Below are 14273 nucleotides of genomic sequence, written 5' to 3'. Positions count from 1 at the left end.
GGCAACGGTAGTAGTCTGATACTCAGAAAACCATCAGTGAAGAGATTCGATTATTCCACGTGTGTCCACCACGGAAGGGAAGCGAACGCAGATCGGGTACAGTTCGATCAACCACTCGGCCTCCACCTGAAAATCCTCGATCGTTGAATATCTTCACGCGCGCGCCGCCAAAGGTTTGAATTGAAGAGATGTTGTCACCGAAATTCTCGGGCAATGCAGGCAGACGGTCACCTGCGCGTACGCAGAAGCGATTGCCTTGGAATGGCGCAGTTGTATAGAAGCATGCGCCTCGTCGTGGATCGGGTCTGCGATTCCAGCTTGGGTCCCAACGACTATGCGGTCCGTACACCCACGGACCAGGTTCTTGCCCGATAGCAGTGATACTTACTGAAAGTGGAAGCGAGAGAGCTAGAGCCAAGACGGTCAAAAGTTTTTTCATGGAAAGTCTCCTTACGGTTGTACTGAGAAAACATAGTAGCGTCTGTGGCCTTGCTGATGGAGCAAGATTGCACGCATGGGAGATGTTTCCTCACCACCAAGAGAAATGACCACAAAGAGAAATGGCTGCGACAGACGCAGCCATTTCTTGTGAAGTGCACAATATGAGCGCAGATGCAATGCCTGAGCAGTTGATGCGTATTGCCCTACTTCAAGTTGAACGAGGCTTTTCCACCGGCAAGGCGTGTGGATTTGCCTTTCCATACAAACTCGCCTGTCAATCCTGACGGTATCTCGATATCAGCATGGAGTTGTCCGCCATCGACTTCATACTTCACATGAATGAGACCAAGTGGATGCGGATATGTAGCTTCGAGATGCGTGAGGTCGCCGAGGTGCGGCTCAATGCGTACAGTCTTGAATCCTGGGCTTGAGGGCTGGATTCCAGTCACGAGAGCGAGCAGATCGTAGGTTGGGTGAGCTGTCCACGCATGCGAGTCAGAGCGTGTCTCGCCTGGCTGTTCGGGCCAGGTGGTGAAGCCCAGTTTGAGAAAGCCTCGCCAATCGCCCAGTGTTTTCAGATACTCATTGGCCATGCCAGCGTGGTCAAGCGCGCGCGCCAGATAGTAGCGGAAATAGTAGCTGGCTGTGATGAGATTTGGGACCGGCGGAGCAGTGTCTCCGATTTCTGATCCGATGATCTTGTGCAAGATAGCTTGCTGGTCCTTCTTCGGAGCTACGTCGTGGAGCACAGCAAGCATGTTGGTATGTTGGCTGAACGTGTCTTTAGCCGGTGAATCGGCGAAGAGCCCCATCTTCGCATCCCAGCAGCCATTGAGAACGCCACGCTTTGCGGATGCCAGTCTCTCTTTGTCGATGCCTGCATACGCAGATGAGCCGAGCGCGGTCTCAAGATCGATTGCGTCTTCGAGCGCACCGATGTATTGCATCGTGACCAGGCATGTTTCGCCCTTGCTGTCGTAAGAGGGAAAATCCTTCTTGGTCTCGACCCAATCGATGAATGTCCACCACGGTGTTTTGCCGAGCAGTCCATCGGGATGCTGATAGCTTGCGAACCACTCAAGTACACTTCTGGTTCCGGGAAGAATCTCCTTCACAAACGACGCATCCGGCCGGTTCATGTAGTAGTCGTGCAGAGAATCGATCCAAAGCAAAGAGAAGGGCGGGATGTATTGCGGCAGCTGTGATGGATAGCGGCTTGCCGTAATGCCCGCAGGAATGCGCGAGTCATTGAGAGCGCGAATCGCTTGTCGCGCGAGCCGGTCGTCTCCGGTCACCGCGTAGCTGATCATCTCCTGAATGCGTGTATCGCCTGAATACTGCAACTGCTCGTAGTACGGCGTGTCCATGTAGGTTTCGTGGGCATCGAGCTGCGCGGTGTGCCAGCCGATTTTCCATATCTTTTCGAGATCTGGATCGCTCGAAGCAAACGATGCCTTCACATCGAATGGATAAGCCGAGTAGTACGCATCGAGCCCATCGAGTGTCAGCGGCTCATCGGTTGTCTGCACTTCGATATCGAGATAACGCCAAGTGCGCCACCATAATGTTTCGAAGACGCGATGATCGCCGCCATCGGGATAGATTTCATCGGTGATGCCGACAGCCTTTCTGTCACCGACTTCATTACGATTGCCTTTATGCATCTTCGCGTCAAACAGAGCTTCCGCGTAGATCAAAGTGATCTTCGATCCGTTGCCGCCGGAGAATGTGAGGCGCGGATAGGCAGTTGTTAGCTCTGATCTGTCGAGCAGAATATGTACATCGGTTTTCGCCGGAATTGTCACGGCTTGCGCAGGAAAAGATTGAGCCTGCGGCAGCGCGGTTCTGACAACATGGCCAGCATCTTCTTTGACGTAGGCCATGTGTGGCAGTGTGTCCGGTACGAGTTGCCATGGCACATCCGCTGTTACTCCACGGGAGGCAGCAACGCCCGAACCCTGATAGATGTTTTCTCTGAGAGCCGAGATCGCATGAACCCAGTGCGAACCGATGACGTCTGGATTCTTCCAGTCCCAGTCATAGGAAGCGGCGCGTAAAACCTCGCCTGGGCCCGATGCGAAGTAGACCCAGAGGCCGTTCTGTTTACGCGACAGAGGAGTCTGACCGGGCTCGCGCTCCACCATCCAACTGGAGTTTGTATTCACGGCAGCTTCGGCATCGGTATCACCCTGCACTAGAAAGCCTGTACGTTCTGTCATCTGAGCTACGGGAGCATAGATGCCAAAATTCCATACGATTGCCGCGAGCGTGTTTGATCCTGACTTGAGCATAGGAGCAAGATCGAAGTCTTCATATCGCCAGTGAGAGAGGTCGCCGCGCGCCGGGCCGTCACCGACTCTTTGTCCATTGAGATATAAGACAAAGCGATTGTCTGCGCTCACATGCACAATGTAGTGTTGAGGCGTCTGATTCACTTCAAAGGTCTTCTTGAAGTGCAATGTAATCGGCTCACGCAACGGTGCGGTGGGATGGCTGATCCACTGCGCAGTCCAATGTTCTCGAGGAGCAGGCGCCTCAACTTGAGCGAATAAGTCCGATGCGCTTAAGCCAATGCTTGCAGTGAAAACAGACAACAGAACCAGACGCAGCCAAATATGCCGATTGGAATTATGCAAGAGAGTGTCCCCGAGAAGAAGTGAAGCATGCAAGAGCACTTGCATGCCCGGCCACCAGTCTATGCGACCGGGCCATAGCCGGGAAATAAATTTCGTATTGAATCAGATGCGAACGTGGTCAGCGACAGCTGGCGTTGTTTGCTTCAGGGAATGCAAGAAAGGTAATTGTCTGCGGATTCAGATCCACCGTTCCTGCCTTGAATCTGGAACCCTCCATCCTGGGAAGGTCGTTTGCCGCGTTCAGCGATAAGGTATGTCCGTTCAGCATTACCTGCTTTGAGTCGAGAGAACCAGCCGAGAGAGTATAGAGGTTGTAGTCAAGGCCGGTTTTGAGCCTAGGCGTTGAGTGTCCATCGGCGTTGATGGCAAGCACTGTGACACCGCCTGGAACCTGAGGCATGCAGTGGGCATACAGATACAGATTTTCTCCTTGTGAGGAACCTGCGTCCAACACTGTTGATCCCATTAGCCGATGCCATAACAGAGCGGCCCAGTAGTCGGGTCTCGGCTCATAGGTATTCTCGTCCAGAAGCCCATAATCGCTGGATGACAACGTGTTGTGCATGTTGACACGGACGCCGATGCGCGCAAGATCGCCAAGTTGTTTGAGATAGCGAAAAGTGTCTGCGAATTCAGATGCCCAGCTATCGCCGCCGCAGGCAGCTTCGGCTGTTTCCGTATTCCACATGGGTTTGCCGGGGTCGTACTGATCGCGCAATGCCATGTAGTATCGAGCGATCTGTTCCGCTTTACTAAACGTATCCGTGGAGAGACTGTCATTGATATTCGTGCTCTTGCCGGGATTGCAACGCACAGAGACCGCACCGTAGGAATGGTACGAGAAGGCATCGAAGGCGGGGCCGGTAGCTTTCAGCAGATCGGCTGTAGAGAGCATACGCGGGCCGGGAATGGTCGCATTCCCCGGCATCAGCGTGGCTCCTTCGCCAACGCCGCCAGGGCCAACGACAAGCATGCCGGGGAGGTTGTGTTTCGCAAACTCGCGGAAGGCATGCACATCGCGAGCAAATGCTGTTGCGTCGTAACTTTTGCCTAATCCATCTATCTCCGGAAATGTAGGCTCATTGATGAGTTCTGCGGCCGAGATATGTCCGCCTGCACTCGTAGTGAAACTTGCAATCTTGTTCGCTTCAACGGGTGTCCATAGCCCATCTTTGTCTCTTGTCCCAGCACTGACGGCGAAGGATGTCACCAGATCTGCATTAACCGCCTTTGCAAAATCAAGGACACCACGCCACTCAGTTCCAGTGAGCACGCCCTGGAACCCGGCAGGTGGCTTCTCTCCTGCTGTACCATCTGGATCGAAGTACGTGCTGTTCGCCCACGTGCCGCTTACGCGAAGATATGCAGGACCCAGCGCAGCGGCCAGTTTACGCAACGTCGGATTATTGAGGTCGATAGGTGGCCTGTATTCGAAGAGGTTTGCAGAGAGGCCGGCAGGCTGATTGCCGTGCGCCGCATCGTTTGTCTGGTTATTCAATGATTGGGTTGAAGCATAGGGCTTCCAGAACCGTCCGCCAGTCACCTCGACCATCTCGATGTTGTAGGACTGGAAGCGATCATTGACGACGCCCAGCTTTGGAAGCGTCTTAACATTTTCCGTCGCTGTAGCCGGTTGCCCTTGTGCGACGCTCGCTCGTGAACAGAGCAACGTGAGGATCGAAACAACAATGGGTGCAAGCCGCACTCGAGATTTCACTCTTCCCCCAATTCAGATGCGTCCCGCAGCCCGCAATGCACGTATTTCGTCATCGGTGAAGATACGCGATCGAATCAGAAAGCGTACGCCTTCTGGGCCTTCGAGCGAAAACATGCCGCCACGGCCAGGAACCACGTCCAGAACAAGCTGCGTGTGCTTCCAGTATTCAAACTGGCTCTTGCTCATGTAGAACGGCTGTCCGTCAACTTCGCCGAGTTTTACATCGGAGTCACCGACCAGAAATTCGCCGCGCGGATAGCACATGGGCGAACTGCCGTCGCAGCAGCCGCCTGATTGGTGAAACATCAGGTCGCCATACTTGGCGTGCAGCTTGCGTATGAGGTCGATTGCCGCATCGGTGGTGAGCACCTGAGCTGGCAAGGCAGTTATATTGGCGGTTGTCGCGTCTACGGATGCCTGCATATAGCACCTCACTCCGAGTCTTCACGTTGCGCAACAGTCTACGCAATGCTGCGCATGATTGGCGAATTCATATGGACGAGCGGAAAAGAGAAGGCTGCCGCATCTTTACGACGCGGCAGCCCGATTGTGTGTTCAGGGTTAGTGATTACATGCCGCCATCGGAGGCAGGTGCATGTACGATGCGATAGCTGGTGCCGCCTCGCGACCAGACGAGCAACAGGATGTCTTTTCCCTCGGGGGCTGCATGCACGGCGTTGACGAAGCTGTTGGCATCACTTACCGGATGCCGGTTCACTTCTACGATCACATCACCCTGTGACAAGCCAGCATCTTCTGCCGGGCTGCCGGGGCGAACGTTCTGAACAACTGCCCCGTGGATCGAGTCAGGAACGTTCAGTTGCTGACGGGCATCAGAGTTGAGATCCTGCACTGCTAGTCCCAGCTTGCCGCTGTTGTTGCCCTGCGCGCCCGAGCCGCTATTGCCCGCAGCCTGCTTCTCGCCATGGAACTCACCGACCTTGACGCTCAGCGTTTCCGCTTTGCCATTACGCAGGATGCCAAGTGAGATCGTTGTGCCAGGCGAGACCTGGCTTACTGCAACCTGGAGCTGACCGCCGTTATCGATCTTCTTGCCGTTCAGTTCGCGGAGCACGTCGCCTTGTTTCAATCCAGCCTGACTGGCCGGCGAGTCAGGCGTAACCGAGCTCACGATAGCTCCCGTTGCATCAGGCAGATTGAAGAAGCTGGAGTTTTCAGGCGTAACGTCGTTCATGCTGATGCCGAGATAGCCGTGGTGCACAACGCCGTTCTTGATGATTTCATCGGCGACAGAACGCACCATCTGCGAGGGAATAGCAAAGCCCGCGCCGGCGAACGATCCGCTACCGGTGATGATGAAGGTGTTGATGCCGATGAGTTCTCCGTGTGCGTCGACAAGCGGACCGCCTGAGTTGCCAGGATTGATTGCCGCATCTGTCTGGATGAAATCACCAGGTTTGCGTGCATCGTCTGAGTAAGGATTGGGCCGGTTGAGGGCGCTGATGATGCCGCGCGTTACGGAGAACTGGAAGTAGCCGAATGGGCTTCCGAAAGCCAGCACTGTTTGGCCGGGATGCAGATTTGACGAGTTACCCCACGCGATCGCGGGCAGATTGTGCTCATTGACCTTAATGACGGCCAGATCGGTGAGTTTGTCGGTGCCGACGACCTTCGCTGGGAGCACGCGGCGATCATTCAGCGTCACGCGAACCTCGGTTGCGCCCTGCACAACGTGATTGTTGGTGACGATGTATCCATCCGGCGAAACGATGACACCGCTGCCGATGCCATGCTCGATCTGCGGCTGAGGCTTCATACCCTGGCCGTTACCGAAGCCAAAGAACTGCTGCCATCCCGGAGGCAGTGCGTTCGGGGGAACTCCGCCGCCGCCTTGCTGGTCGTCTTCGTCCTGCTGGTCGGGTGTGACCTTGGCGGTTACAGAGACATTCACCACAGAGGGGGTGACTTTGGACGCGATCGCTTCCATTGCGTTGTCCAGGGAAACCAAGGCGGAGACGCTGTTGTCATCCAATGGTGTTCCGTTAAAAGTGCCTGAGGCCGCATGAACGCGATCATGGCATGTGACAAAGGGAATCGTCACTGCCATCGCGGCCACAAGACCGATGGGCAGTGCGTACCGCTTCACCTTTGCACCTAAAGAATTAGTTGTTACTGACATGGCTACTACCTCGCAATGGTTTAGATTTCGTTAGAGTTGAATGATTAGCCAACCGTTGCGGAATGGAACGATGGCTTGAGAAGTTGAACGGTAAGAGGCCGGAACGACGCGGAAGACGAGCTGGGTTACCGCAACCCTGGCAGGTTTTTGTGCATTAGCCGCGTTTGAATCCTGTTTCGTCGGATCGACGGGGTGGTCATCCGCAGAGTTTGCATCAACCGCCGCCTCAGTTTGAGTGGAGAGTTGGTCTCCGTTTGTTTGCGAAGATACTTCTTCCCAGGTTGTGAAGACCACTACGCTGGATGTCTCCATCAAGTATGGGTTGTTGCCGTTCAGATCCGCCTTGAGCATTTGTTCCGCAGGCTGCGCGGCGGTCAATTTCGGTCGCATTGTGTTCGGTTGCAGCGTGCGCGCATGACCCTTCAGAGAGACACTTCGCCTGCTCCAACTGGCGCTACGCACTGCGCTCGCTGAGGAATGGAATGGCACTCCTGCCTGGACTGGCATGGTTGCGCGCAACTCAACCATATGCGCATTGCTCATGCCGGTTGAGTTCACCGGTAATGCGCGAGGAGAATCGCGGTAGACGGAGTCTCCGCTTATACCGAGTGCAGGCGATGCGGCACGTGCTGAAAGTTGCTTGCTGGAGACAGCAGTGAATGTCACCAGTTGCGGGCAGCGCGCTAACTCGACTGTTCCGATCAGCAGACTACCGGCCATAAAGGTGACGATACCGCGCGTACCGAGTGGGCTTAGTAACTGACGCCGCTTCAGAATGCTGTGCACCCGCTGCACCAGCTCCGGCTTGCGTTGCCAGGCACCGAGCGAGAGCGCGGCGAGGCGGCGTTCCAGTCCACGCTCCGCGAGGTTTGTGAGGCACGCTGCGTACGCTTTGGGAGCGCGGGTTATGCGAATCACAGCTTCATCGCAGGCCATCTCGCGCTCAAGACACAACTGCCGCTCCATCCAAAGAAGTGCCGGGTTCAGAGGGAATACTACGAGACTCAGCTTCTGCAGCAGGTTGGTCCAGTCGTCACCACGCCGCAGATGCTCAGTCTCATGCAGGATGATCTGCTCCAGTTCCTCGCGTAACATCTGCGGAGCAAGCCATGACGGAATCAAAATACGCGGGGCGAAGAATCCGATGACGCTTGGCCGGTCCAGTGCGTCGCTGGTGCAGATTTCAATCGGCTTCCGGCCCCACAAGCGTAAAGCCGAGACCGGCTGATCCTGCATCGGAACCGCGGATATCCATAGGCGGCGAAGCCTGATGGAATGGATCACGAGATCCGCAACACGGTACATGGAGGCCGCGGCCCAGAAGAGCGCGATGGCAATACTCCAGCGCTCGTCCAGTTGTAGCCAGGACTGCGTGACCGCTGCCGACGAACTGGGCGCGACGTGCCACAGCTCGGTCCTCACGAACATAGGGAGGAAGGGAAGTCCCAGCACGGCCAAAAATCCGCCCGCCCAGAGGGCGAAACGCAAGCCAGCCGGGATGCGCTTCCCGATGCGCAGTGACAGACCGAAACATACAGCGATGATTGCGCCTTGCCAGACGGCTGTGATCAGGACTGTTGCAGCAGTTTGCGAGAGGTGCATTCCCCCAACCGCAAGTGAGCTCATCCAGTTATCGCGCGCTGCGGTCAACATCCCGAGTTGCATTACGAACGCGTGCATGATCGTTAAGCGCCCTCCCCGACATCTTCTGGCGCGCTTTTGACTGCTTCTTTCAACCGCTTCAGTTCTTCAGGAGTAATCTCGTCATCGCCCAGGAGGGAAAGCAGGAGTTGTTCGCGCGAATTGCCAAAGAAGCGGCTCAGTACGTGTCGTACTTCCGAACGGCTCGCTTCTTTTTCCGCTACAGCTGCCCAGTAAACGAAGGCCCGGCCTTCCTGCCGGTGTTCCACATACCCCTTCTGTTCTAAGATGCGGACTGTCGTCAGGACGGAGTTATAAGCAAGAACTTCGCCATCGGGCATCGCAGCCACAAGATCGTTGACAGCGCACTCACCTCGCAGCCACAGAATCTTCATGATTCGCAACTCGGCGGCGGTCAGAGTATTGGACTTCTTGGGAGGCATAGGCCAAATCATTGATTACACACCGTTTGTCCAGGTGCATCTCTCAACCTTCACATTCTTAGACTATCAACTAAAGGATTAGTTAGCAACCCTGGCGTATCTAAAATGCATTTGGCGGTGGCTATCGAGTGGAACGCTTGGGCCGCAGCTATCTCATTGCCTACGAACGTGTCGCAGGGTACTCGCGCGCATCTAATCATGAGCGCGATGGCGAGGCGATTTCGGTAGGAGTTTGTGCTTTTCTGGCGAACGAGAAACTGGCCTGAGAGACTGCCTGTGCACGACTTTTCTGGACCGAAATCCAGGCTTAGGCGATCGATTTTTGGGTGCGGGCCGCTTTTTGTTGCGCTTACGTGGTTCTTCTAGTGAAACTCCGTCTTACTTCTTGACACGCTTTAGGGTTGCGAGGCACACTTGTCTTTTAAGTTCATCTAGCGAAATAGGGGACCATAATGCGAGACGGACACGCGCAAGGCACTTATAAAGTTCAGGCTCTTGACCGGGCTTTTGCTGTACTCGACCTTTTGGGAGAAAGCGACGTTCCGCTGGGGCTAGCCCAGGTCGCAACCTCTCTGGGACTGCACAAGAGCACCGCGCACCGGTTCCTGATGGTGCTGGAACGTCATCACATGGTCGAACGCACCGCGAACGGCAAGTTCCGCCTCGGTTTGCGGTTGTTCGACTTCGGCAATCGCGCTATTGAGCAGTACGACCTGCGTGAGCGTGCTCAGCCGCATCTGCGCAGGCTTGTGGCGGAAACAGAAGAGACGGCGCACCTCTGCATACTAGAGCAGGCTCACATCATCTACCTTGATAAGATTGAGCCGGCCCGGTCGGTGCGCATGATCACACGCATTGGAGCCAGCAATCCGGTTCATTGCACCTCTGTAGGCAAGGCGATTCTCGCGTTCCTGCCCGAAGAACGTATTGCCGATGTCATTCGGCGCACGCGGTTCGAGCGCTTTACGCATCGGACGATTGGCTCAGCCGAGGCATTGCGCACCGAGATTGAAAAGACACGTCGTCGTGGGTATGCCGTGGACGATGAGGAATTGGAAGAAGGGTTGCGCTGCATCGCGGTGCCGGTGCTCGACGCTCAGCGTCTGCCCGTTGCAGCTGTCAGCATTTCAGGGCCGTCGTTCCGTGTGACAGCTCAGAAACTTCCTGCGATCGCCAATCACCTCTTGCAGTGTGTGCGCGGTATTTCGATGGATATGGGCTTTGTTTCGGCGGCGCGCAGCGCTCGCGCAGCCATGCACGCTCACGCTTAAGCCTGCTGGATTCTGTATAAGAGGGGGATGGGACTCAGCCCCCTCGACCTCTTCATCATTGCCGCATATCTGGTTGGCGTCACGCTTTTCGGCCTTCGCTTTCGCGGAAGCCAGCGAACGCTCAAAGACTATTTTCTCGCCGGCAACACCATTCCCTGGTGGGCCATTTCACTATCGATCGTTGCGGCTGAAACCAGCACGCTCACGGTCATCAGCGTGCCGGGCCTCGCCTATGCAAGCGACTTTCGCTTTCTTCAGCTGGTTATTGGATATCTCGTCGGTCGGGTCATTGTCAGCTTCATCTTCATTCCTCAATACTTTCGCGGCGACCTCGTGACTGCCTATCAACTCATTGAGCGCCGCTTCGGCCAGCGTTTGCGCGCATTGACGGCAGGCATCTTTCTTGTAACGCGAGCGGCGGCCGAGGGAGTCAGGGTCTTTGCGGTTGCGATCGTTGTCAGAGTTGGCCTGGGTGCCTTGCTATCCGGGCTCACCGATTTTCAGAGGGATCTTTCGGCAATTGCGATTGTGACGCTGCTTACGCTTGTCTACACCTTCGAGGGCGGAATGGCAGCGGTTATCTGGACCGATGTGACTCAGCTCGCGATTTATGTCGCGGGCACCATCGTTGGTTTCTTCACGATCCTGCACCTGGTTCCGGGTGGCTGGCACACTGTCTGGAGCATGTCTAATGGCGCGCAGAAGTTTCGCCTGTGGGATATGTCATGGAACCTGTCCACGACGTACACTCTCTGGGCTGGAGTCTTAGGAGGGGCATTTCTTACCTGTGCAAGCCACGGCACAGATCAACTCATCGTGCAGCGTCTTCTGGCTGCGCGCAGCCGTGTGCAATCGCAGGTTGCGCTGCTGTCGAGCGGTCTGGCGATTTTGCTGCAGTTTTCACTCTTCCTGCTGATTGGCGCGATGCTTTTCGTTTACTACAAGCTTTCTCCACCAGCACAGCCATTCACGCGCACGGATACCATCTTTCCGACCTTCATCGTGACGCGCATGCCGCACGGAACGAGTGGACTGTTGATCGCGGCGATTCTTGCTGCGGCAATGTCGAATCTCAGCGCAGCGCTGAATTCGCTTTCATCGACGACGATTGTTGATTTCTACGCACATCTGCGGCCGCGCTCGACAGAAGCCCGGCGTGTTCGCTTGTCCAGAGTAGCGACAGTCTGTTGGGGCGTGCTTCTGTTTGTTCTTGCGGTGTGGGCACGCAATGGAGGCAGGGTCCTGGAGATGGGACTGTCCATCGCATCTGTCGCTTATGGGTCGCTTCTTGGAGTTTTCCTGCTGGGATTGCTCACACGAAAGGCATCGGAATCTGGGGCGATGGTTGGCATGGCATGCGGCTTTGCATTCAACATGTATCTATGGCTAGGGACCAAAGTCGCATTTCCCTGGTACGTCGTCATGGGCAGCATAGTCACATTCGCCATTGGGTGGCTGGCCAGTACCCTTATGCCTGCGAAAGCAGTGCTGGATGCCAGCAGCGTCTGATATGCTCACGCGCAAGGGCATGAATTGTAGAGCATATATCTCCAGCATCCTGTCTATCGCCGTCCTGAGCCTCCTGATAGTTCCTAAAGGCTATGCAACTCCTCCCTCGAAGGGGGCTGCCAATTCTCAGGCTCGCTTTGAGCCTATCGCCAAAATTGTGCAGGAAGCTGTGGATCAGGGCACAATCCCCGGCGCTGTTGTGCTGATCGGTCATAACGGTAAGGTGGTCTATCGGCATGCCTTCGGGCATCGATCGCTGGAACCGTCCGTAGAGCCAATGACGGTCGATACGATCTTTGATCTTGCCTCTCTGACCAAATGCATCGCAACGGCAACGTCCATGATGCAGCTCATTGAGTCAGGCCGCGTTCGGTTGAATGATCGTGTTTCCGCATATCTGCCCGACTTTGCGCAGAACGGCAAACAGGACATTACGGTACGCGAACTGCTTACGCATTACTCCGGTCTTGGCCCAGACCTTGATTTGAAGCAGCCATGGCAGGGCCGCGATGCGGCTTATCGCATGGCAATGGAGCAACGTCCCGAATATCCGCCGGGCTCGCGATTTCTCTATAGCGACATCAATTTTGAGACGCTTGGCTTTCTCGTCGAGAAGGTCACCGGAGAGCCGCTCAACGAATATGCCGAGGAACATGTCTTTAAGCCACTGGGCATGAAGGACACGCGCTTCCTTCCGCCATCGGATTGGTCAGCGCGCATCGCTCCTACGCAGTATGACGAGAACGGTCACATGTTACGCGGCACAGTGCATGATCCGACAGCGCGCCGCATGGGTGGCGTAGCCGGTCATGCCGGGTTGTTCTCGACCGCAGATGATATGTCTAAGTTTGCGCAGGAGATGTTGACCGGCCATACGATCCTGAGCAGGCTTTCAATAGAAAAAATGTCCACGCCGCAGCAACCTGCCAATGCTTCAAGTCTCCGCGGTCTTGGGTGGGATATCGATTCACCATTTGCCAGCAACCGGGGTGAACTGTTGCCGGTTGGATCTTTCGGGCACACCGGCTTTACCGGGACATCGCTCTGGATGGATCCAGTGACGGACACATACGTCATTCTGCTGACGAACGCTGTCCACCCGCGTGGAGGAAAGTCGGTAGTTTCGCTGCGCTCTCGCGTGGCGACAGCAGCGGCTGCAGCGCTCGATCTGACAGTGTCGGAGCAGCAGAAACTTCGCCTTGCGCGCATCACAGGATACAACGAGTCGATTATGGCGGCGCGGCGATTTGATGTGCGCAATGGCGAAGTGAAGACCGGTATTGATGTTCTCGAAGAACATGATTTTCGCGAGCTTAAAGTTGATTCGAATCATCCCTTGCGAGTCGGGCTTATTACTAATCAAACGGGCGTGGATGCACAAGGGCGCCGCACTATCGATGTACTGGCGCATGCCTCTGGTGTGAAGTTGGCCGCTATCTTCAGCCCTGAACACGGCATAGCCGGAAAACTGGATACAACGCAAATTGGCAACTCGACCGATGCTGCCACAGGTGTACCAGTGTTCAGCGTTTATGGTGGAGGCGATGCAAGCCGCAGGCCCAGTGCCGATGCGATGGCGCAAGTAGATGCCATCGTGTATGACATTCAGGACATCGGAGTGCGTTTCTACACATACGAAAGCACTCTGGGCTATTTTCTTGAAGCGGCAGCAAAGTCGGGGAAGACGATCTATGTGCTCGACAGGCCCAACCCCATCACTGGGGCGTTTGTTCAGGGGCCAATCGCGGATGAGGGCAGGGAATCGTTTGTGAGCTACTGGCAGATTCCTGTGCGCCACGGGATGACTGCTGGTGAACTGGCAAGGATGTTTAACGCAGAGCGCAACATCGATGCGCATTTGACCGTCGTGCCTATGGAGGGCTGGCAGAGAGGCGATTGGTTCGATTCGACAGATGTATCCTGGATCAACCCTTCGCCGAATATGCGTGATCTGAATGAAGCGACGTTCTATCCTGGCGTCGGCATGATTGAGGCCAGTAATATCTCTGTTGGACGAGGCACAGATACGCCATTTGAAGTTGTTGGCGCTCCCTGGATCGATGGAAAGATTCTTGCTTACTATCTGAACAAGCGTCAGCTTTCAGGCGTCCGGTTTGTTCCGACGAGCTTTATGCCTTCGAGTTCGGTCTATGCCAATGAGCAATGCGGCGGCGTGAGCCTTATCGTCACCGACCGCGATTCTCTTGATTCTCCCGAGCTTGGATTGGAGATTGCATCCGCGCTGCAGGCACTCTATCCAGCCCAATATAAGGTCGCGGGTGTCGATAGGCTGATGGTGAGCAAAGCGACTCTCGATGCTGTTGCCGCAGGAACTGATCCGCGCTTGATCGCTGAAGAATGGCAGGACAAGCTGGAGCAATTCGAGAAGATCCGTAGCAAATACTTACTCTACTGAACCCAATAAAGGTAAAGGGCGGAGCGTCTGAAGACGCTCCGCCCTTTGAGTTGTATACA

The 14273-nt window shown here is 55.4% G+C and carries 10 protein-coding genes; 3 read left to right on the top strand and 7 right to left on the bottom strand.

Annotated elements, in window-relative coordinates:
- Positions 1-22: 22 nt before the first annotated feature.
- The 7 genes from OHL22_RS21520 to OHL22_RS21490 form a co-directional block, all read right to left on the bottom strand.
- A complete protein-coding gene (locus OHL22_RS21520) occupies positions 23-439 on the bottom strand; it encodes a peptidase inhibitor family I36 protein (RefSeq protein ID WP_263341782.1) in 417 nt (138 codons plus the stop codon).
- Positions 440-644: 205 nt separating this feature from the next.
- Positions 645-3077 carry an alpha-L-rhamnosidase-related protein gene (locus OHL22_RS21515; RefSeq protein WP_263341781.1) on the bottom strand — a complete coding sequence of 811 codons (2433 nt, stop codon included), beginning with the start codon at positions 3075-3077 and terminating at the stop codon, positions 645-647.
- A 118-nt stretch (positions 3078-3195) separates the two neighbouring features.
- On the bottom strand, positions 3196-4782 hold the full coding sequence (locus OHL22_RS21510; RefSeq protein WP_263341780.1) for a hypothetical protein: 1587 nt from the start codon (positions 4780-4782) through the stop codon (positions 3196-3198).
- A gap of 24 nt (positions 4783-4806) precedes the next feature.
- Positions 4807-5217 carry a DUF779 domain-containing protein gene (locus OHL22_RS21505; protein WP_263341779.1) on the bottom strand — a complete coding sequence of 137 codons (411 nt, stop codon included), beginning with the start codon at positions 5215-5217 and terminating at the stop codon, positions 4807-4809.
- A 145-nt stretch (positions 5218-5362) separates the two neighbouring features.
- Complete coding sequence (locus tag OHL22_RS21500; RefSeq protein ID WP_263341778.1) at positions 5363-6934, bottom strand: Do family serine endopeptidase; 1572 nt, start codon at positions 6932-6934, stop codon at positions 5363-5365.
- 30 nt (positions 6935-6964) lie between these two features.
- A complete protein-coding gene (locus tag OHL22_RS21495; RefSeq protein WP_263341776.1) occupies positions 6965-8614 on the bottom strand; it encodes a M56 family metallopeptidase in 1650 nt (549 codons plus the stop codon).
- Between the two features lie 5 nt (positions 8615-8619).
- Positions 8620-9018 (bottom strand): BlaI/MecI/CopY family transcriptional regulator, encoded by a 399-nt coding sequence (locus OHL22_RS21490; protein WP_263341774.1) that lies wholly within the window; start codon positions 9016-9018, stop codon positions 8620-8622.
- 452 nt (positions 9019-9470) lie between these two features.
- On the opposite strand from OHL22_RS21490, the gene OHL22_RS21485 reads away from it, so the two are divergent.
- Genes OHL22_RS21485 through OHL22_RS21475 form a run of 3 tightly spaced genes read left to right on the top strand, consistent with a single transcriptional unit; the run spans position 9471 to position 14214 of the window.
- Positions 9471-10289 carry an IclR family transcriptional regulator gene (locus tag OHL22_RS21485; RefSeq protein WP_263341773.1) on the top strand — a complete coding sequence of 273 codons (819 nt, stop codon included), beginning with the start codon at positions 9471-9473 and terminating at the stop codon, positions 10287-10289.
- Between the two features lie 27 nt (positions 10290-10316).
- Entirely contained in the window at positions 10317-11798 is a 1482-nt protein-coding gene (locus OHL22_RS21480) for a sodium:solute symporter (RefSeq protein WP_263341771.1), read from the top strand.
- Entirely contained in the window at positions 11782-14214 is a 2433-nt protein-coding gene (locus OHL22_RS21475; protein ID WP_263341769.1) for an exo-beta-N-acetylmuramidase NamZ domain-containing protein, read from the top strand. Before OHL22_RS21480 ends, OHL22_RS21475 begins: the two co-directional genes overlap by 17 nt.
- Positions 14215-14273 lie beyond the last annotated feature (59 nt).

The organism is Acidicapsa dinghuensis (genome assembly GCF_025685685.1).
In the GTDB taxonomy this organism is placed as follows: Bacteria; Acidobacteriota; Terriglobia; order Terriglobales; family Acidobacteriaceae; genus Acidicapsa; species Acidicapsa dinghuensis.
This window is presented reverse-complemented; position numbering and strand designations above follow the sequence as displayed.

Bases quoted from the DNA above. Each gene is read 5' to 3' on its own strand.
- OHL22_RS21520 (WP_263341782.1), bottom strand. From the start codon at position 439: ATGAAAAAACTTTTGACCGTCTTGGCTCTAGCTCTCTCGCTTCCACTT.
- OHL22_RS21485 (WP_263341773.1), top strand. From the start codon at position 9,471: ATGCGAGACGGACACGCGCAAGGCACTTATAAAGTTCAGGCTCTTGAC.
- OHL22_RS21505 (WP_263341779.1), bottom strand. From the start codon at position 5,217: ATGCAGGCATCCGTAGACGCGACAACCGCCAATATAACTGCCTTGCCA.
- OHL22_RS21495 (WP_263341776.1), bottom strand. From the start codon at position 8,614: ATGCACGCGTTCGTAATGCAACTCGGGATGTTGACCGCAGCGCGCGAT.
- OHL22_RS21500 (WP_263341778.1), bottom strand. From the start codon at position 6,934: ATGTCAGTAACAACTAATTCTTTAGGTGCAAAGGTGAAGCGGTACGCA.
- OHL22_RS21490 (WP_263341774.1), bottom strand. From the start codon at position 9,018: ATGCCTCCCAAGAAGTCCAATACTCTGACCGCCGCCGAGTTGCGAATC.
- OHL22_RS21480 (WP_263341771.1), top strand. From the start codon at position 10,317: ATGGGACTCAGCCCCCTCGACCTCTTCATCATTGCCGCATATCTGGTT.
- OHL22_RS21475 (WP_263341769.1), top strand. From the start codon at position 11,782: ATGCCAGCAGCGTCTGATATGCTCACGCGCAAGGGCATGAATTGTAGA.